Source organism: Comamonas testosteroni, from assembly GCF_014076415.1.
GTDB classification, from domain to species: domain Bacteria; phylum Pseudomonadota; class Gammaproteobacteria; order Burkholderiales; family Burkholderiaceae_C; genus Comamonas; species Comamonas testosteroni_F.
The window spans coordinates 624,135-643,348 of sequence record NZ_CP043568.1 but is presented as its reverse complement, the minus strand read 5'-3'; the positions used below and the strand labels follow the sequence as shown (position 1 = coordinate 643,348).

The window sequence follows — 19,214 nt, the reverse complement described above, 5'->3', positions numbered from 1 at the left end:
CCCGGCTGGCGGGGCTTTGATCGCTTGCGGCAGTCTTCATTTGGACTCCACCGGTGCATGAATCGCATCCGCACCATGTTTTTCGCCGCTCATATCCACCTTGTCCCCCGCCTTCATGATGACAAACAGCGCCACGGCGGCAAACACCACAAAACCAATCGCCAGCTTCCACATATCAGTCTCCAGAGTCGTTATGAACAGAGGCAGCCGGAGCGGCAGCTTGCGTCGCGCCAGACAGCAAGAGCATTGAGCCTCACCGAGTTTGCGCGTGGCTTACTGCAAGGCAGGCTGCGCATAAGAAAAAACCCCATGCCTTGCGACATGGGGTGTGAACTTGGAGTAATGGTCTGCATTATCAGCTGCAGCTGCTGGAGACACCGCTTGCGCGGTGCACAAATTAGAAGTTGTGGCGCACGCCCAGAGCGAAGGAGCTGAAGTCCGCGCCGGCATTACCAGTCACATAGTTCGCACCCTTGCTGTTGTTCACCTTGGTGTAGTAGCCATACACCTTGGTGCGCTTGCTCAGGTTGTAGTTGTAGCCCAGAGTCCACTGAGTGGCGGCGGAGTCAGCAATATGGCTCCACTTGTTGGCATGACCCACGTTGGCATGGAATTCCGAAGCGCCCATGGTGTACATGGCCGACAGACGGAAGTTGTTGCGCGAACCAGCGCCAGTGCCGGTGATCTGGTTGTCGTCCTTGTTACGCTGGTAGTAGGCACCCAGAGTCACTTGACCGAATGTGTACAGGCCGCGCAGGGCAGCTTGCCAGTTGTCGCCCACCTTGCTGAAGCCAGCGCCCAGGTGCACAGGACCGGTGGCGTAGTTGGCGGCCAGATCGTAGCCATTCTTGCGAGGACCGACCGAGGGATCCTTCTCGTGCATAGACACGGAGGCATCCACTGTCAGGCCGCCCATGTTGGGGGTGCGATAGCCGATCTTGTTCTTGGTGCTCAGACCGCCGAACCAGACGGGATCGTAGTACAGCGCATCGGAAGAAGAACCGGTGTCGTGGTTGTGCATGCTGATGTAGTCAGCAGTTGCGTAGTAGGACTCGGGAACGAAGTTGCCCAGACGGATCATGCCGAAGCCGCCGGACAGGTTCACTTCGCTCTGACGCGCAAAGGACATGCCGGTGGTGGGGTGGGTCCAGGCGGAGCCGGTGCCGGTGTCGGAGTTGAAGCCGGACTCCAGGGTGAAGCCTGCCTTCAGGCCGCCACCAAGATCTTCGGTACCGCGAATGCCCCAGCGGGAAGCATTGTTGTACAGGCCGGACACCGATTCACCGCCAGCCTTCTGGCGTTCGACGGTGGTGTTGATACGGCCGTACAGCGTCACGCTGCTCTGTGCCATTGCGGTGGTTGCGCCCATCACAGCCAGTGCGGCCAGTGCGATGCGAGTCATCTTGGTCATTCAATGCTCCTATATCCTGGGATAGTGTTTTTTGCACCGCATTGGCTTGTAGGTTGTTGGCCCTCTCGCGGCTAGGTGTGATTCTAGGTTGGCCCCTCTCAAAAGCATGATTTCCATCGCAAAAAAGTAACGCAATGATGCTTTGTTGCCACACTGCTGTAACCCACTAGTGCTGATGCAAACAAAAAAGACCTGCAAAGCACAAGCCTTGCAGGTCTTCGATGTGATGCTGCATAAATTGCAGCACCATCACTTTGCCTCAGTCTTCTGCGTAGATGTCGCGGTCCTTGGTTTCGGGCACGAACAGCGTGCCGATCACGGCCGTCACGCCAGCGATGATGATGGGATACCAGAGGCCGTTGTACATATTGCCGGTCTGCGCCACGATGGCGAAGGACATGGTGGGCAGCAGACCGCCGAACCAGCCATTGCCGATGTGATAGGGCAAGCTCATCGAGGTGTAGCGGATGCGTGTCGGGAACAGCTCCACCAGCATGGCTGCAATCGGGCCGTAGACCATGGTCACCAGCAGCACCAGATAGGTCAGGATCGCGACCATCATGAACTTGTTCATCTTGGCGGGGTCGGCCTTGGTGGGATAGCCATCCTTGGCCAGTTCTGCAGCCACGGTCTTCTTGAACGCACCGTCCTTGGCCTTGGCATCTTCAGGGCTCAGGCCCTTGAGCGAGAACGAAGGAATCTCGGTCGCACCGATACGGATCATGGCCTGGGTGCCTGCAGCCGCCTCTTCGGTTTCATAGCTCACGGAACCCGCAGCCAGCACCTGCTTGGCCACGTCGCAGGAGCTGGTGAACTTGGTCGTGCCCGTGGGGTTGAACTGGAAGGAGCACTCCGCAGGATCGGCCACGACGACCACCTTGTTCTTGGCTTGAGCCGCAGCCAGGTCGGGGTTGGCGGCTTCGGTCAGCGCCTTGAAGACCGGGAAGTAGGTCAACACGGCCAGAATGCAGCCCAGCATGATGATGGGCTTGCGGCCGATCTTGTCGGACAGCGTGCCGAAGACCACAAAGAAAGGCGTGCCGATCAGCAGTGCGGCGGCAATCATCAGATTGGCCGTCACGGCATCGACCTTGAGCTGCTGCGTCAGAAAGAACAGCGCATAGAACTGGCCGGTATACCAGACCACAGCCTGACCGGCGGTCAAGCCGACCAGCGCCAGAATCACGATCTTGAGGTTCTTCCACTGACCGAACGACTCAGTCAGAGGCGCCTTGGACACCTTGCCCTCGGCCTTCATCTTCTGAAAGGCTGGAGACTCGGACAGCGTCATGCGAATCCAGACCGAGATGGCCAGCAGCAAAATGGAAACCAGGAATGGAATACGCCAGCCCCAGTCGGCGAACTTCTCTTCACCCATCGAGGTACGCACACCCAGAATCACCAGCAGCGACAGGAACAGGCCCAGCGTTGCCGTGGTCTGAATCCAGGAGGTGTAAGCACCGCGCTTGCCATGCGGCGCATGCTCTGCCACATAGGTGGCAGCGCCGCCGTACTCGCCGCCCAGGGCCAGGCCTTGCAGCATGCGCAGCGCGATCAGGATGACGGGAGCGGCCACGCCAATGCTGGCGTAGTTGGGCAAGACGCCGACGATGAAGGTGGACATGCCCATGATCAGGATCGTCACCAGGAAGGTGTACTTGCGCCCGATCATGTCGCCCAGACGGCCGAACACCAGCGCGCCGAAGGGGCGCACGATGAAGCCTGCCGCAAAGGCCAGCAACGCGAAGATGAAGGCCGATCCTGCATCCAGACCGCTGAAGAACTGCTTGGCGATGATGGCTGCCAGAGATCCGTACAGATAGAAGTCGTACCACTCGAAAACGGTTCCGAGCGAAGACGCAAAGATGACTTTGCGCTCTTCCGGGCTCATCGGCCTTGGGGCCGATTTACCTCCCATATGTGCTGTCGCATTGATGGCCATGTTTGTCTCCTAGGTTTTGGAATTTCAGGCGCTGCCAACTCACCTGTTTGCCCAATATCAAAGCGACAACTGACCGCTAACTTACAAAAAAAAAGCTTCTCAAAAATTCAAGACTGGGCATTACCCGACCCTCTCCGCACTTACCCGGATTGGTTTTTTTTTGATGTGAAAAACCGGGGGCAAACACCGATATCGTAAGTAAGGAGGCGGTCAGACGGGCTTCTCAGAATGCATCGCAAGCAAGCCACCGAGCACCTGATGGCAGGCTGGAAAACTTCAAAGGAGACAACGCTGTGCGAGACCCTGTGATAGAGACAATCCAAAGCAACCCCGCCTACCAGCAACTGCGCCGCAAGCGCAATCGCCTGGGCCTGGCGCTGACCGTTCTGATGCTGATCGTGTACTACGGCTATGTCGCGCTGATTGCATTCGACAAGGAATTCCTGGCCCGCCCCATTGGCGCCGGAGTGACCACCCTGGGCATTCCCATCGGCATGGGCGTCATCATTTTTTCCGTGATCATTACCGGCCTCTATGTGCGCCGCGCCAACAACGAGTTTGATCAGCTCACCCGCGACATTCTCAAAGGCATCAAGCAATGAAGCAGCGCATCCATTCCCAATGGCTGGCGGGCGCCGCAGCGCTGGTCGCGACAGCTCCTGTGCTGGCCGCCGGCGGCGACGTCGGCAACGCCGCCAAGCAGGCCACCAACTGGACGGCCATCATCATGTTCACCGCCTTTGTGGTGGCAACCCTGTGGATCACCAAATGGGCTGCGGGCCGCACCAAGTCGGCGTCCGACTTCTATACCGCAGGCGGCGGCATCACCGGCTTTCAGAACGGTCTGGCGATTGCAGGCGACTATATGTCTGCCGCCTCCTTCCTCGGCATCTCGGCCTCCGTCATGGCCAGCGGCTATGACGGCCTGATCTACTCCATCGGTTTTCTGGTGGGCTGGCCGATTCTGACTTTTCTGCTGGCGGAACGCCTGCGCAATCTGGGCCGCTTCACTTTTGCCGACGTGGCCGGCTACCGCTTCGAGCAAAAGCCGTTCCGGATTTTTGCCTCCTGCGGCACGCTGGTAGTGGTGGCCTTCTATCTGATTGCCCAGATGGTGGGTGCAGGCCAGCTGATCAAGCTGCTGTTTGGTCTGGACTACTGGATTGCCGTGGTCCTGGTCGGCGGCCTGATGATGATCTATGTGCTGTTTGGCGGCATGACGGCCACTACCTGGGTGCAGATCATCAAGGCCTGCCTGCTGCTGGCCGGCGTGACCTTCATGGGCTTCATGGTGTTGTCCAAATACGGTTTCAGCCCCGAGGCACTGTTTGCCGAAGGCGTGAAGGTACGCACCCAGATCGCCGCGAACGGCGGTGCCGAGCCATCCGTCGCAGAGAAACTGGGCCTGGCCATCATGGGCCCGGGCGGCTTCATCAAGGACCCGATCTCCGCCATCAGCTTCGGCATGGCGCTGATGTTCGGCACCCTGGGCCTGCCCCACATCCTGATGCGCTTCTTCACCGTGCCTGACGCCAAGGAAGCACGCAAGAGCGTGTTCTGGGCCACGACCTGGATCGGCTACTTCTATGTGCTGATCTTCATCATCGGCTTCGGCGCCATCACCCTGGTGCTCACCAACCCCGAAATGGCGGACACGGCCAAGGGCGTGATCCACGGCGGCGCAGGCACGGCCAATATGGCCGCCGTGCTGGTGGCCAAGACCGTGGGCGGCGATGTGTTCTACGGCTTTATCTCGGCCGTGGCCTTTGCCACGATTCTCGCCGTGGTCGCAGGTCTGACCCTGTCCGGCGCCTCGGCCGTCTCGCACGACCTCTACGCCACCGTCATCAAGAAGGGCAAGGCCGACAGCGCCTCCGAACTCAAGGTCTCGCGCATCACCACGCTGTGCCTGGGCTTTGTGGCCGTGCTGCTGGGCATTGTGTTCGAGAAGCAGAACATCGCCTTCATGGTCTCGCTGGCCTTTGCCGTGGCGGCTTCCGCCAACTTCCCGCCGCTGCTGCTGTCGGTGCTGTGGAAGAACTGCACCACCAAGGGCGCCGTCATCGGCGGCTTCATGGGCCTGGTCTCCTCCGTGGGTCTGACCATCGTCTCGCCCTCGGTGTGGGAAGCGACTCTGGGCCATCCGGCCGGCTCGGCCTGGTTCCCATACGCCTCGCCTGCACTGTTCTCCATGGCGATCGGCTTCTTCGGCGTGTGGCTGTTCTCCGTGCTCGACAAGAGCGCTCAGGCAGCCAAGGAGCGCGCCGTGTTCCCTGCGCAGCAAGTGCGTTCGGAAACCGGTCTGGGTGCCGCAGGCGCATCCGGCCACTGATGATGTGAATGGCCCGGCGCCATGCCGGGCCCCGGCAGGACTCTGCCCTCACCTCGGCCCGCAGAGACCTCAACGGTTTCTGCGGGCCGCGCTCATTCCACGTCCATCCCGCCGGCCTGCGCCAGCTCGAACAACAGCTCCCGTGCCCACTGGTGTCCGGGAGAGCGATGGGTGCGTGCATGCCAGGCAGCCGTCTTGGTGAAACCCGGAATCTCCAGCGGCGGCTCCAGCACCACCAGTCCCGAGTCGGGCCTGACCAGACGCCGCGGCACGACGGCAATCAGATCGCTGCTGCGCAGGATTTCGGGCAGCACCAGAAAGCTGGTCACGGACAGCGCTACACGCCGCCGCCGTCCCAGGCGCTCCAGCGCCTCGTCCGTCACACCATGGAAACTGCCTCCGTCATAGGACACCAGCGCATGGTCCAGCGCGCAGAAGCGCTCCAGTGACAGGCCACGCCGGCGCACGCCGGGATGGCCCTGGCGCATCACGCAGACATAGCGTTCATCGAACAGCCGGCGCGCATGCAGATCGGGGGCCGTGCGCTCCGGCGTAACCAGCGCCAGATCGATATCGCCGCGCTCCAGTCGCTCGTGCAGCGGCAGATGCTGGGCCGGCACCACAGCCACGCACATACCGGGCGCGCGCTGGCGCAACACGGCCAGAAACGGCAGCACCACCGCCTGCAGCGCGTAATCCGTGGCGGCAATGCGCAGCGTCATATGTGCCGTAGCCGGATCAAAGGCCTGGGGACGCAGCAGCGCTTCGGCATTGCACAGCAATTCCTTGAGCGGCCCGGCCAGTGCCAGCGCGCGCAGCGTGGGGGCGATGCCGCGCTGCGTGCGCACGAACAAGGGATCGTCGAAGCTCTCGCGCAGCCGCGTCAGCATGCCGCTGACCGCCGGCTGGGTCAGCGCCAGACGCTCGGCAGCGCGCGTCACGCTGCGCTCGTCCAGCAGCGCATCCAGGGCCTTGAGCAGATTCAGGTCCAGACTCTTGATATCAGTCGGCATGATTTCATAAATCAGAAATATCGATTGGATTTATTTCACCACAGACCCCATCATTTCCCCATTCCCTTCGACAGAAGCCCTGCATGCACAGCATTCACTGGCCCGCCGACTACATGCCGGGCACCACCGAAAACTTCGTCATCAGCGAGCTCATTGCCCCGGGCCTTTATCCGCCGCTTTCCGAGCCTCGCTGTCCCTGATTTTTTGATAGCTGCCAGCGCCTTAATTCATTGGAATTCAGTTTGATTTCATGCCGAAAACAAGCAATGAAATGCGTAAGGCGCTATCAAATCTTTGACCTCCTGCTTTGCTGCAGGACTGCCGACTTCTTCCATTCGCACCACCGCTACTTCGCATGTCTGCACTCTTTACCCCTTTCACTCTCAAAAGCCTGACTCTGCGCAACCGCATCGCCATTCCGCCGATGTGCCAGTACAGCGCCGTGGACGGCCTCACCAATGACTGGCACCAGGTCCACTACGCCTCCATGGCGCGCGGCGGCGCGGGGCTGGTGATCGTCGAAGCCACGGGCGTATCTCCCGAAGGCCGCATCTCGCCCGACTGCGCCGGTCTTTGGAACGACGGCCAGATCGAAGGCATGTCGCGCATTGCCGCCGGCATCAAGGCCGCAGGCGCCGTGCCCGGCATCCAGATCGGCCATGCCGGACGCAAGGCCAGCGCCAACAATCCCTGGGAAGGCGACGACCATATTGCCGAAGGCGATGCCCGCGGCTGGCAGCCGATTGCGCCATCGGCCATCGCCTTTGGCGGCGGTCTGCCGCGCGTCCCCCGCGCCATGACGCTGGAGGATATCGGCCGCGTACAGGACGACTTTGTAGCGGCTGCCCGCCGCGCCCTTGCAGCCGGCTTCGAATGGCTGGAGCTGCACTTTGCCCACGGCTATCTGGCGCAGAGCTTTTTCTCGGCCCACAGCAACCAGCGCGACGACGCCTATGGCGGCAGCTTCAGCAACCGTGCCCGCTTTCTGCTGGAAACCGTGGCCAAAGTGCGCGAGGTCTGGCCCGAGCACCTGCCGCTGACAGCGCGTTTCGGCGTCATCGAGTACGACGGCCGCGACGAGGAAACCCTGGAGGAATCCATCGCCGTCACGCGCCTGATGCGCGAGCGCGGCCTGGACCTGCTCAATGTCAGCGTCAACTTCGTGATTCCCGATGTGAAGATTCCCTGGGGAACGCCCGCCTTCCTCGCTCCCATTGCCCAGCGCGTGAGCCGCAGCGCCGGCCTGCCCGTGGCCTCAGGCTGGGGCATGGATGATCCGCAGATTGCCGAGCGCATCGTGGCCGACGGCCAGGTCGATCTGGTGATGATCGGCCGCGCCCATCTGGCCAATCCGCACTACACCTACCAACTGGCACAAAGCCTGGGCGTGGCCCGTCCCGACTGGACCCTGCCCGCTCCCTATGCCCATTGGCTGGAACGCTATCGCGGCGCAGCCAAGCAGGCCGCAGCCTGAGTGGGCCCTTGCCCCTCAACGCGCCAAGGATCTCGATCGCAAAGAGGCCCGGTCTCACGACCGGCCTTGCGGGACAGGCGCCGGCTCAGGAGACGCTGGCGCGCTCCAGCACCGCCAGCACGTTGCGCGCCGCGCCCACGCCCATGTTCACATAGGCATCCGAGGTCACGCCGCCGATGTGCGGGCTGAGGATGAAACCCGGCTGGTGCAGGAAGGGGTGGCCGGCCGCCATGGGCTCGACGGCGAAGCTGTCCAGGCCCGCGGCGCTGACCTGGCCTTGCTGCACGGCGGCCAGCAGCGCGGCCTCGTCGATGAGACCGCCGCGCGCGGTGTTGATCACAATCACTCCGCGCCTGCAGCACGCCAGGGTTGCGGCGTCGAGCAGGTTGCGGTTGTCGTCGGTCAGCGGGCAGTGCAGCGAGATCGCATCGCTTTCGCGCCACAGCGTATCCAGGTCCACGGCCTGCACGTAGCCGGGCAGCTGGCCCGCAAAGGGATCGAAGCCGATCACGCGCATGCCCAGTGCATCGGCCATCTTCGCAAAGCGCAGGCCTATGGCGCCCAGGCCGACCAGGCCCACGGTGCGCCCGGCCAGCTCCAGGCTTTTGTGCGTGGGCTTGTCCCAATGGCCGGAGTGCATGCGCGAGTCCAGCTGCACCACCGACTTGGCGCAGGCCAGCAGCAGGGCCAGGGCCTGTTCGGCCACGGCCGCCGCGTTGGCACCGACTGCCGCCACGACCTCGATGCCGCGCTGCGCGGCTGCGGCCTTGTCTATGGTGTCCGTGCCGCTGCCGTGCTTGGAAATCACCTTGAGCGAAGGTCCGGCGTCCATGACCGCAGCCCCCACCTTGCCGTAGCGCACGATGATGGCGACGGGATCATGCAGGCGGCACAGGGCCACCAGGTCTTCCTCCGTGGGCGTCTTGCCTGCGTAGACTATGTCGTGGTCTTGCAGCAGATCCAGGGCCTGCTGCGCCAGGTCAGCGCCCGTGACGATGATGGTGCTCACAGCGTCTCTCCTTCCTTGAGCAGACCGGCCGCGCGCAGCGCGGCGGGCAGCCACTTCGAGGCCGTGTCGCCGCGGGCGATGGCTTCGATGCGCGCGGCCTCGTCGGCCACTTTCCTGTCGGCCAGCGCCAGCATGGCGGGCGCCTTGGCGCGCTCGATCACGACCACGCCGTCGGCGTCACCCACCACCAGATCGCCCGGGTTCACCGTCGCACCGCCGCAGCAGATGGGGTGATTGATGCGACCGGGCACGAACTTGGTCGGACCCGCGGGATTGAAGCCGGCGCTGAACACCGCAAAGCCCAGCTCCAGCAGCTCGAGCTTGTCGCGGATCGCGCCATCCACGATCACGCCGCCAAGGCCTGTCTTCTTGCAGGCGCTGAGCATCAGCGTCCCCATCAGGGCCGCAGTCTGGTCTCCCTTGCCGTCGATGACCAGGATATCGCCGGGCTTGGCCAGGGCGATGGCGGCGTGGATCATCAGATTGTCTCCGGGGCGCACCTCGACGGTGAAGGCCGGGCCGGCGAGCTTCATGTCCTGGTGAACGGGCGCCACACGTGCGTTCATGGTGCCGCGGCGGCCTGCCACGTCGGCCAGGATAGCGGCCTGGAAGCTCGAGGCCTTCTGGACGACCTCGGCGCTGACGCGCTCGAAGTCACGGATGATTTCTGAAAGTGGGCTCATGATGATTAGGTCCGCGGTTCGGTCCGGTTGCAGGGGTGAAAGTGATGAAGGAGCAGGAATGGCAGGGCGCACGGCGTCCTGCCCGCAAGGGCACATGCCAGGCATGTGCGCAAGACATAAGCGCCAGGCACGGCGCGGCTGATGTACTGGTTGGGTGGTTTGCTGGCGCGGTGGCGCGGTGGCGTGATCGGCCTCAGTCCAGGCTGGCGCCCGAGTCCTTGACGATGCGGCCCCAGCGCGGCACCTCGGTGCGCAGCAACTGGGCAAAGGCCTGGGGCGTGCCGCCCAGCACGTCGCCGCCCTCGGAGCGCAGCTTCTCGGCCACATCGGGCTGCTTCAGGGCCAGGTTGATGGCCTTGTTGAGCTGCTGCACGATGGCCTCGGGCGTGCCCGCGGGCGCCAGCACGCCGTACCAGGAGCTGGCCTCGAAGTCCTTGTAGCCGAGCTCGGCCAGCGTGGGCGTGTCGGGCAGCTGGCTGGAGCGCGCCAGCGAGGTCACGACAATGGGCCGCAGCTTGCCGTTGCGCACCTGGCCCAGCAGCGTGGGAATGGCGGACATGTACAGGTCGATCTGTCCGCCCACCAGGTCCGTCATGGCCTGGCCTGCTCCCTTGTAGGGCACATGGCGCAGGCTCATGCCCGAGATCTTCTGGGCCTGCTCGCCCGCCATATGGGCCACGGTGCCGTTACCCGAATAGCCCAGGGTGATGCCGTCGGGTCTGGCCTTGGCCGCCGTCACCAGCTCTGCAAAGGTCTTGTAGGGCGTGTTGGCGGGGGCTGCCATCACGATGGGCGCCGAGGACACCAGGGCCACGGGCACCAGGCTCTTGATCGGGTCGTAGGGCAGCTTGGCGTAGAGCCAGGGGTTGATGGCGAGATTGCTGGTCTGGCCCATGACCAGGGTGTAGCCGTCGGGCGCGGCCTTGGCCGCAGCGTCCACGCCCAGGTTGCCGCCCGCGCCGGGACGGTTGTCCACCACCACGCTCCACTTGTTCTGCTCGGCCATCTTCTGGGCCACGGTGCGAGCAATCATGTCCGTGCCGCCGCCGGGCGGGAACGGCACGATCAGGCGGATCGGCTTGGCCGGATAGGCGGGCTGCGCCTGCACGCCGGCGAAGGGGGTGACTACGGCCACGAAGCCGAGCACGGCGGCATGCAGGGCGCGCGAAAGCGGGCGAAAGTTCATCTTTTGTCTCCTGTTGGTCGCTTTGAAGCGTGTTCTGATGCGTGCAGCCGGAGGCCCCGACCACTGGAGGCGACTTTAGGCAAACGTTTCAACCCATACAATGCTGTTTTGCAGAATGAAACGCATTGCATCATGAGCAACCCCACCCAATCCGCACAGAAGTCCGGCGACGGCGTCATCGCCGTCACCCGCGCACTGCAGCTGCTCGAGGCCTTTGCGCTGGGCGAATCGCATCTTTCGCTGGCCGAACTCAGCCGGCGCTGCGGCCTGCACAAGACCACGGTGCTGCGGCTGGCGCGCACGCTGGCCCGGTCGGGCTACATGGTGCAGCGCGAGGACGGGGAGTGGCGGCTGGGTCCTTCCTCGGGCTGGCTGGGCGCGCGTTACCAGGCGGGCTTCGATGTGCAGAATGTGCTGGAGCCCGCGCTGCGCGAGCTCACCCAACTCAGCGGCGAGAGCGCCGCCTTCTACGTCCGCGAGGGCCATGTACGGACCTGCCTGGTACGCGTGGAAGGGCCTCAGGCCCTGCGCCACCATGCGCGCATGGGCGAGGGGCTGCCACTGGACAAGGGCTCGCCGGGCCGCGTCATCCTCGCGTTCTCGGGCGAGCCCGGCGAGATCTACGAGCAGATCCGCCAAAAGGGCTACCACTGCTCCATCGGCGAGCGCGAGCAAGGTGTGGCAACGGTCTCGGCGCCAGTGTTCGGCATGCACTGGCGGCTCATGGGATCGGTCTGCATCTCGGGCCCCGCGTCGCGCCTGCCCGAGGCCAGGCTCGAAGCCCTGGCCCGGACCGTGATCGCCGCGGCCAACAAGCTGTCCTATGCGCTGGCCGGCAATTCCGCCACACCGGCGGCCAGCCCTGTGCGCGCAACGCAGTGGCACCCCTGAGCGCAGGGGAGCGGCCCCGAAAGGCTTTTTCTTCCGCTGGAATGAAGATTCAAAAACAATAGCTTTCCCCGCTTATTGAAATTGAAACCCAGATACTTTTGTATCTGATTTACTGTTCCATAAAGCAGTAAAAGCTATCTTTTTATGCAATGAATGCGCTCGAGTGAGCTCAGCGCGCCCAGGCGCAGCCGCCGTCCACGACCAGGGTGGAACCCACCACATAGTCGCCGGCGCGCGAGGCCAGGAAGATGGCTGCGCCGGCCATATCCTCGGGTTCGCCGATGCGCCCCAGGGGCACGCGCCCCGCGGCCTCGTCCGCATGGTCGCGCGCGTTCTTGTTCATCTCCGAGGCGAACGGCCCGGGCGCGATGGCGCTGACCACGATGCGCTCGGGCGCCAGGCGCAGGGCCATGCGCTTGGTCAGGTGGATCAGGCCGGCCTTGCTGGCCGCGTAGGAGTAGGTCTCCCAGGGGTTGACCGAAACGCCGTCGATGGAGGCGATGTTGATGACCTTGGCCAGTTGCGCGCCCGCCGCCGACCTGCGCAGCATGGGCGTAAGCGCCTGGGTCAGGAAGAAGGGCGACTTCATGTTCAGGTCCACGACCTTGTCCCAGCCGCTTTCGGGAAATTCGTCATAGGGCGCACCCCAGGCCGCGCCCGCGTTGTTGACGAGGATGCCCAGCTGGCCTTCGTGCGCCGCATAGGCATCGACCAGCGACTTCACGCCGTCCAGGGTGGACACGTCGGCGGGCAGCGAAACACAGTGGCCCAGCTCCGACAGCTCGCGTGCCGTCTGGTCGCAGGCCTCGGCCTTGCGCGCCGAGATGTACACGCGCGCGCCCTGGCGCACAAAGCCTTCGGCGATCATGCGGCCGATGCCGCGCGAACCACCGGTGACAAGAGCCGTGCGGCCCTTGAGCGAAAACATCTGCTGGGTATCCATGGTGCGGTCTCCTTGAAGGTCTTCAAACCACGCCAGCTTATGCAAGGCCCGCCACGCCCGGCGTCGCCTAGGCGCCATGGCTGACCCCAGGGAGAAAGCACCGCCCTGCGCGTCGATCCCGCTCCGCCCCCAATACCTGCCGCCCTACTCCAGCCCCCAGGACACGCCGGCCGCGGCCTCCCACTGCTGCGCAAACCACTCGTCGCCACGCAGATAGGCCTGCAGCATGGGCAGGCCGTCCAGGCCCCAGAACACATGGCCGTCCACCACCCAGGCCGGCACGCCGAACACGCCGGCCTGCTGCGCCTGCTCCGTATTGCCGCGCAGCCATTGCTTGACCTCGGCGCCGTCTTCCTCATGGCGCAGCTGCTCCTTCAGATGCTCGCGCAGCTGCTGCAGGCGCTGCGCATCATTGGCCTCATGGCCGCCCTGCCAGACATGCTGCATCACGGCCTGTGCCACAAAGCGGTTGATGCTGCCTTCACGTCCATGGGCCAGCGCCAGCCGCAGCAGCGGCAACGGCTTGAACGGGTGCCGGGCCGGCATCTGCAGCGGTATGCCCAGCGACCGACCAAGCCATGTGACATGGCGGTAGGTCCAGGCGCGCTTGGCAGGAATACCGGCCGGTCCGGGGTTGGCATTGCCTTGCAGCAAGGCTCCCAGCAGCACCGGGCGGTAATCCACGTGATAGCTGAGCCCTTGCAGCGCCTTGGGCATCTGCTCCAGCGCCAGCCATGCATAGGGCGACACAAAGTCCAGATAAAAGGTGATGTGCTTCATGTCGGCTCTCCTCAAAGAGTGATCAGATCTCGGCTTTGCGCGGGTCCTCGAGACCGGCGCGCTGCAGCAGCCGGCTCCAGATCTGCAGACGCAGCTCGGCATCGCCCTTGGACCAGGCGCGAATCTCGTCAATGGTTCTGAAACAGCCCTGGCAATGGCTGCGATCCTGCGTCATGCGGCAGACATTGATGCAGGGCGAAGCCACGGGCTGGTCGGCCTCGGCCCAGACCAGGGCCACCTCGGCCTTGGCGGCCAGTTGCGCCAGCTGCTGAGCCTGCTGTGCCTGCTGCTCCTGAAGAAGTTCCGTGCTCATGCCTGCTCCACCACGTCCGACCAGGGGGCTGCGGTCAGCGCCTGCAGCTGCGCGGGCGATGCGGGAAACACGCCGTGCGGATGGCCTGCCGCGGCCCACACCGTATCGAAGCGCTGCAACTCGGCATCCATCAAGGTCACGACCTTGGTTGCATGGGCCACGGGGCTGACGCCGCCGATCGAGAAGCCGGTGCTGGACTTGACGAAGTCCGCGTCGGCGCGGCCGACCTTGCCCACCAGCTGCGTCACTTTTTTTTCATCGACACGCCTGTCGCCCGAGGTCACGACCAGCACGGCCGCGCCATCGCTCCTGCGCTTGAAGATGATGCTCTTGGCCACCTGCCCGACCAGAATGCTGAGTTGATCGGCGGCCTCCTGGGCGGTACGCGCCGCACCGTCCAGCATCTGCGGCGCATGCGGATGACCGGCATCCTGCAAAAAGCGGCTGACGCGCTGCACGCCTTCCGGCAGCGCATGAAGTTCTGACCCACACATGATGTTTTCCTGAAAATCGCGCCGCCATCCGGCAGCGTCACGGCCCCTACTGTGCCAGCTTGAGCCTGAGCTGCACCAGCTCCAGCTGCAAATCACGCAGGTCTTTCTGGACATAGGCGATATGTCCGGCACTGTTCTTGGCGTCACGCGCCTCGCGCAGCTCTTTTTTCTTGGCCTCGATGCGACGCTCCAGCTCGAGCACCGACTGCCTGTCCTGATAGCGGTCGCGCGCCGGCGAATAGCCTTGCAGAAACGCCGCCTCCAGCGGTGCCGGGCAGTAGCCCGGCTGGAACTTGCTGCCGGCTTCCGCATAGGCCTTGCCGCTCTCTGGGGTGCAGAAATCCTGCAGGCCGCGCAGCCAGCCCTGCTGATAGGCCCGCGCATCCATCTGCACGCCCTGCTCCTTGCAGGCCTTGAAATGGCGTCTGGCGCGGGTGGATAGGTCCAGCCTGCCGTCCATGGCATCGAGCTGCCCCAGATAGGCCCAGTCCGTGTCCCGGCATTCCTGGGCGTCCATGCCGGCGCAGCCGCCCAGCAGGGCAGTTGCAGCCAGACACAGGGCCAGCGAAAAACTTGATCTTGCTTGCATGGCGGCGATGGTAACAACGCCCATGCCTGCCCGGGCCGAGCCGGGATTCAGCCCGCGCGCTTGGTCAGCAAGGCCTTGGCCACGCGCGACTGCGTGGGGCGACCCAGGTGCTCGCTGATGAACTGGCCCGCATCGATCAGCTTGTCGAGGTCGATGCCGGTCTCTATGCCCATGCCCTGCAGCAGATAGACCACGTCTTCGGTAGCCACATTGCCCGTGGCGCCCTTGGCATAGGGACAGCCGCCCAATCCGGCGACCGATGACTGGAAGTTCCACACTCCCAGATCCAGCGCCGCCAGCGTGTTGCTCAGGGCCTGGCCGTAGGTGTCGTGGAAATGGCCGGACACCTGGTCGAGATCGAAGTGCGCCAGCGTGGCTTCCAGCGCCTTCTGCACCTTGACGGGCGTTCCCACGCCTATGGTGTCGGCCACGTCCACGCGCTGCACGCCGATATTCTTCATCAGCCCGGCCAGATAGCCCACCTTCCCGGGCGCGATCTCGCCTTCGTAGGGGCAGCCCACGGTGCAGCTCATGGCGCCGCGCACGGCAATGCCGGCCTCCAGCGCCGCCTGCACCACAGGCGCGAAGCGCTCTATGCTCTCGGCAATCGAGCAGTTGATGTTGCGCTGGCTGAAGGCCTCGCTGGCCGCACCGAAAACCACGATCTCGTCGGGCTTGCCGGCCAGCGCGGCTTCGAAGCCCTTGAGATTCGGCGTGAGCACCGAATACAGCACCCCGGCTCTGCGCACTATGCCCGCCATGACCTCGGCGTTGTCCGCCATCTGCGGCACCCATTTGGGCGACACATAGCTGGTGACCTCGATCTCCTTGAGGCCTGCGTCCTGCAGTCGCTGCACCAGCTCGATCTTGACGGCGGCAGGCACAGGCTGCTTTTCGTTCTGCAGGCCGTCGCGCGGGCCCACATCGATGATCTTGACGCGTGCGGGGTACTTCATTCTTGTCTCCTTGGTATCAATAGCCCTTGCCAAGGTCGACGCGACCTGTGACGGGCTCACCCCGGCTCATGGCGGCTACCTTGCCCACGATCTGGGCAATGCTGTCCGCCGCCAGCGTGCGGGCCGAGGTATGGGGGGTGAGGATGATTCTGGATTGCTTCCAGAACGGATGATTCTCGGGCAGCGGCTCCTCGCGGAACACGTCCAGCATGGCGCCGCTGACATGGCCGGACTCGATCTGTGCAATCAGGTCGGCATCGACCACATGGCCGCCGCGCCCCACGTTGATCACATAGGCGCCGGGCTGCAGCAGCGCCAGCGTGCGGGCGTTGATGATGTCGCGGGTCTCGTCGTGCAGGGGCAGCAGGTTGACCAGAATGCGCGTCTCGGACAGAAAGCGGTCCAGGCTGTCCATGCCGCTGAAGCATTGGACGCCCTGCAGCTCGCGCGGCGAGCGGCTCCAGCCATTGACCTTGAAATCGAACACCGTCAGCGCCCTGGCCACGCGCTCGCCCATCTTGCCCAGGCCCATCACGCCTACGGGGTAGTCCACCCGCCTGGGGTTGCGCTGGTGCTGCCACAGGCCCTGCGCCATATCGGCCTCGTACTGGTCGAGGCCACGGAAGAAGCGGATCACGGCCTGGGCCACATACTCGGCCATCTGCACGGCCATGCCCGCATCCTCGAGACGGTAGACGGGCAGCGCGGCGGGAATGCGCAGCGGCAGCAAGGCATCCACGCCCGCGCCGATGTTGAACATGGCCTTCAGGCCGGCCGCCTGCTCGTCGAGGAACTGCTGGGGCGGCGCCCAGACCAGTGCATAGTCGGCCTGGGGCGCGCCCGGCTCCCAGATGGCAATCTCCGCACCCGGCAGCGCGTCATGCAAACCTTTGAGCCAGGGTTCCGGCCGCGTATCGTCACAGCAAAACAAGACTTTCATGGATGCCAAGCCTAACGCTTTGCCAAGCCTGCTGCAGACGCGGATGACAAATGGACCGCTATCAAAAAAGAAGCTTCTTGCGCTGTACCCGTATTGATTTCATCATTGAAAGTGACTGAATTCATGGATGGTCCAGCGCAAGCCGCTCTTTTTGTTAAACAGTTCAACCCTGGCCGGATCAGGCGGCCACCTCGATGCGCAGCAGCTCGGCGCCTTCGCTGACTTGGTCGCCAGGCACATACAGCAGCTCCAGCACCACGCCATCGCCGGGGGCGGCAATCGTGTGCTCCATCTTCATGGCCTCCATCACCGCCAGCGGCTGGCCCTTGCTGACCTTGTCGCCGGCCTTGACGGTGAAAGACACCACCTTGCCGGGCATGGGCGCCGTCAGGCGGCCGCCTTCATGGCCTGTATCGCCCGCATGGGCCAGTTGGTCGACCACGGTGATCTGGGTGCTGCCCGCCTCGGTGAAGATGGACAGCTGGTCGCCCTGGGCATGGACCACGACCACCGTGCGCTTGCCGTCCAGGCCCAGCTCCAGCCTTCCGTCTGCCAGTGCGCGCCACTGCAGCGTGGCATCGATGCGGCCTTCGCCCTCGCCAATGCCGAGCTGATAGGTCTGCGCCGCCTGCGTGCCGCGGCCGTAGGCCAGGCCGGCCGTGAAGTCCTCGCCGCGGTAGGCAAAGCCGAAGGCACGCACATAGCGGCCAGATATGCGCCAGCCGTCGCGTCGGCTGAAGGGGTCGGTGCCCTGGCCTGCCTGCTCGCCCTGCAGCTGCCAGGCCATGGCAGCGGCGACGGCCAGGTCGCGGCCCACGAAATCCTTGCCGAACAAGGCCTCGCGCTCGCGCTCGATCAGCGCGGTATCGAGCAGGGCATTGGAGAAAGCCTGGCTCTTCACCACCTGGCGCAGAAACTGCACATTGGTCGTCAGGCCCACGATATGGGTCTGTGCCAGCGCCGCGTCCAGACGCGCCAGCGCCTGGGCACGATCGTCGCCATGGACGATGAGCTTGGCGATCATGGAGTCGTAGAAGGGACTGATCGCATCGCCCTCGCGCACGCCGTCGTCCACGCGTACATCGCTGATCTCGAAGCTGCTGCACTCGGGCTTGCGATAGACGGCCAGATGGCCGGTGGCGGGCAGGAAGTTGTTCTCGGGGTTCTCCGCGCAGATGCGCGCCTCGATGGCATGACCCTGGATACGCAGTTCCGACTGCGCCTTGGGCAAGGGCTGCCCCGAAGCCACCAGCAGTTGCCACCGCACCAGATCCTCGCCGGTGATGGCTTCGGTCACGGGGTGTTCCACCTGCAGCCGGGTGTTCATTTCCATGAAGTAGAACTTCATGGCTTCGGGCTGGTCGTAGCCGCCGGGCTGCTCGACGATGAACTCCACCGTGCCCGCGCCCACATAGTTCACGGCCTTGGCAGCGGCAACGGCGGCCTCGCCCATCATCTTGCGCAGCGCGGCAGTCATGCCGGGAGCCGGCGCTTCCTCGAGCACCTTCTGGTGGCGACGCTGCACCGAGCAGTCACGTTCGAACAGATAGACGCAGTTGCCCTGCGTATCGCCAAACACCTGAATCTCGATATGGCGCGGGCGCAGCACGTACTTCTCGATCAGCACGGCGTCGTTGCCGAAGCTGTTGATGGCCTCGCGCTTGCAGGACTCCAGCGAAGCCGCAAAGTCCTCGCTCTTTTCCACCAGACGCATGCCCTTGCCGCCACCGCCCGCGCTGGCCTTGATGAGCACGGGATAGCCGATGCGGTCGGCCTCGCGTTGCAGCAGCTCGGGGTTCTGGTCGTGACCGTGATAGCCGGGCACCAGCGGCACGCCGGCCTTTTCCATCAGTTGCTTGGACTCGGCCTTGAGACCCATGGCGCGAATCGCGCTGGCGGGCGGGCCGATGAAGACCAGGCCGGCCGCCGCGCAGGCATTGGCAAAGTCTTCGTTCTCGGAGAGAAAGCCATAGCCGGGGTGAATGGCTTCGGCACCCGTGGCCTGGGCGGCCTCCAGAATGCGCTCCCAGCGCAGATAGCTGTCCTTGGGCGCGCTGCCACCGATATGCACGGCCTCGTCGCAGGCCGCGACATGCTTGGCCCGGGCATCGGCATCCGAATACACGGCCACGGTCTTCACGCCCATGCGACGGGCGGTGGCGGCTACGCGGCAGGCGATTTCACCTCTATTCGCAATCAGAATTTTCTTGAACATATCGTCTCCGGTTATCGGTCAAATCGCCGCACAGCGCATATCA

General features: G+C 64.1%; 19 protein-coding genes. 4 read left to right on the top strand and 15 right to left on the bottom strand.

Annotated elements, in window-relative coordinates:
- Positions 1-36 precede the first annotated feature (36 nt).
- The 3 genes from F0P97_RS02945 to F0P97_RS02935 all read right to left on the bottom strand — a co-directional run bounded on the left by F0P97_RS02945 (position 37) and on the right by F0P97_RS02935 (position 3,353).
- Positions 37-174: a hypothetical protein gene (locus F0P97_RS02945; protein ID WP_182285555.1), complete on the bottom strand. Its 138-nt coding sequence runs from the start codon at positions 172-174 to the stop codon at positions 37-39.
- A 223-nt stretch (positions 175-397) separates the two neighbouring features.
- Entirely contained in the window at positions 398-1,411 is a 1,014-nt protein-coding gene (locus F0P97_RS02940) for a porin (RefSeq protein WP_182285554.1), read from the bottom strand.
- Positions 1,412-1,670: 259 nt separating this feature from the next.
- Complete coding sequence (locus F0P97_RS02935; protein ID WP_182285553.1) at positions 1,671-3,353, bottom strand: MFS transporter; 1,683 nt, start codon at positions 3,351-3,353, stop codon at positions 1,671-1,673.
- Between the two features lie 293 nt (positions 3,354-3,646).
- Between F0P97_RS02935 and F0P97_RS02930 the strand changes: the two genes are divergently transcribed.
- Together F0P97_RS02930 and F0P97_RS02925 are read left to right on the top strand one after the other, a co-directional pair.
- On the top strand, positions 3,647-3,955 hold the full coding sequence (locus tag F0P97_RS02930; RefSeq protein WP_003061686.1) for a DUF485 domain-containing protein: 309 nt from the start codon (positions 3,647-3,649) through the stop codon (positions 3,953-3,955).
- On the top strand, positions 3,952-5,685 hold the full coding sequence (locus F0P97_RS02925) for a cation acetate symporter (RefSeq protein ID WP_182285552.1): 1,734 nt from the start codon (positions 3,952-3,954) through the stop codon (positions 5,683-5,685). Before F0P97_RS02930 ends, F0P97_RS02925 begins: the two co-directional genes overlap by 4 nt.
- Positions 5,686-5,777: 92 nt before the next feature.
- On the opposite strand, the gene F0P97_RS02920 is transcribed toward F0P97_RS02925, so the two are convergent.
- Positions 5,778-6,698 (bottom strand): LysR family transcriptional regulator, encoded by a 921-nt coding sequence (locus F0P97_RS02920; RefSeq protein WP_182285551.1) that lies wholly within the window; start codon positions 6,696-6,698, stop codon positions 5,778-5,780.
- A gap of 355 nt (positions 6,699-7,053) precedes the next feature.
- Between F0P97_RS02920 and F0P97_RS02915 the strand changes: the two genes are divergently transcribed.
- Entirely contained in the window at positions 7,054-8,172 is a 1,119-nt protein-coding gene (locus F0P97_RS02915) for an NADH:flavin oxidoreductase/NADH oxidase (RefSeq protein WP_182285550.1), read from the top strand.
- A gap of 85 nt (positions 8,173-8,257) precedes the next feature.
- Here F0P97_RS02915 and F0P97_RS02910 read toward each other — a convergent pair whose 3' ends face one another.
- The 3 genes from F0P97_RS02910 to F0P97_RS02900 all read right to left on the bottom strand — a co-directional run bounded on the left by F0P97_RS02910 (position 8,258) and on the right by F0P97_RS02900 (position 11,050).
- Positions 8,258-9,181, bottom strand: coding sequence for an NAD(P)-dependent oxidoreductase (locus F0P97_RS02910; RefSeq protein WP_182285549.1), 924 nt, complete (start codon positions 9,179-9,181; stop codon positions 8,258-8,260).
- The gene (locus F0P97_RS02905) at positions 9,178-9,864 is read right to left on the bottom strand and encodes an RraA family protein (RefSeq protein ID WP_182285548.1); all 687 of its coding nucleotides are present in this window, start codon (positions 9,862-9,864) and stop codon (positions 9,178-9,180) included. Before F0P97_RS02905 ends, F0P97_RS02910 begins: the two co-directional genes overlap by 4 nt.
- A gap of 193 nt (positions 9,865-10,057) precedes the next feature.
- Positions 10,058-11,050: a Bug family tripartite tricarboxylate transporter substrate binding protein gene (locus F0P97_RS02900; protein WP_182285547.1), complete on the bottom strand. Its 993-nt coding sequence runs from the start codon at positions 11,048-11,050 to the stop codon at positions 10,058-10,060.
- A 132-nt stretch (positions 11,051-11,182) separates the two neighbouring features.
- Between F0P97_RS02900 and F0P97_RS02895 the strand changes: the two genes are divergently transcribed.
- Positions 11,183-11,941, top strand: a complete 759-nt coding sequence (locus tag F0P97_RS02895; protein ID WP_003061673.1) for an IclR family transcriptional regulator — start codon at positions 11,183-11,185, stop codon at positions 11,939-11,941.
- 169 nt (positions 11,942-12,110) lie between these two features.
- Here the strand turns inward: F0P97_RS02895 and F0P97_RS02890 are convergent, their stop codons facing one another.
- From F0P97_RS02890 to F0P97_RS02855, 8 genes are all read right to left on the bottom strand, one after another.
- The gene (locus F0P97_RS02890; RefSeq protein WP_182285546.1) at positions 12,111-12,884 is read right to left on the bottom strand and encodes an SDR family oxidoreductase; all 774 of its coding nucleotides are present in this window, start codon (positions 12,882-12,884) and stop codon (positions 12,111-12,113) included.
- A gap of 144 nt (positions 12,885-13,028) precedes the next feature.
- Positions 13,029-13,664, bottom strand: a complete 636-nt coding sequence (locus F0P97_RS02885; protein WP_182285545.1) for a 2-hydroxychromene-2-carboxylate isomerase — start codon at positions 13,662-13,664, stop codon at positions 13,029-13,031.
- Between the two features lie 22 nt (positions 13,665-13,686).
- A complete protein-coding gene (locus F0P97_RS02880; protein WP_182285544.1) occupies positions 13,687-13,977 on the bottom strand; it encodes a DUF1289 domain-containing protein in 291 nt (96 codons plus the stop codon).
- Positions 13,974-14,471, bottom strand: coding sequence for a YbaK/EbsC family protein (locus tag F0P97_RS02875; RefSeq protein WP_182285543.1), 498 nt, complete (start codon positions 14,469-14,471; stop codon positions 13,974-13,976). Before F0P97_RS02875 ends, F0P97_RS02880 begins: the two co-directional genes overlap by 4 nt.
- 46 nt (positions 14,472-14,517) lie before the next feature.
- Positions 14,518-15,060, bottom strand: a complete 543-nt coding sequence (locus F0P97_RS02870) for a DUF2799 domain-containing protein (RefSeq protein WP_232538103.1) — start codon at positions 15,058-15,060, stop codon at positions 14,518-14,520.
- Between the two features lie 47 nt (positions 15,061-15,107).
- The gene (locus tag F0P97_RS02865; RefSeq protein WP_182285541.1) at positions 15,108-16,016 is read right to left on the bottom strand and encodes a hydroxymethylglutaryl-CoA lyase; all 909 of its coding nucleotides are present in this window, start codon (positions 16,014-16,016) and stop codon (positions 15,108-15,110) included.
- A gap of 16 nt (positions 16,017-16,032) precedes the next feature.
- On the bottom strand, positions 16,033-16,956 hold the full coding sequence (locus tag F0P97_RS02860; protein ID WP_182285540.1) for a 2-hydroxyacid dehydrogenase: 924 nt from the start codon (positions 16,954-16,956) through the stop codon (positions 16,033-16,035).
- 178 nt (positions 16,957-17,134) lie between these two features.
- On the bottom strand, positions 17,135-19,171 hold the full coding sequence (locus tag F0P97_RS02855; RefSeq protein ID WP_182285539.1) for an acetyl/propionyl/methylcrotonyl-CoA carboxylase subunit alpha: 2,037 nt from the start codon (positions 19,169-19,171) through the stop codon (positions 17,135-17,137).
- Between the last annotated feature and the right edge of the window lie 43 nt (positions 19,172-19,214).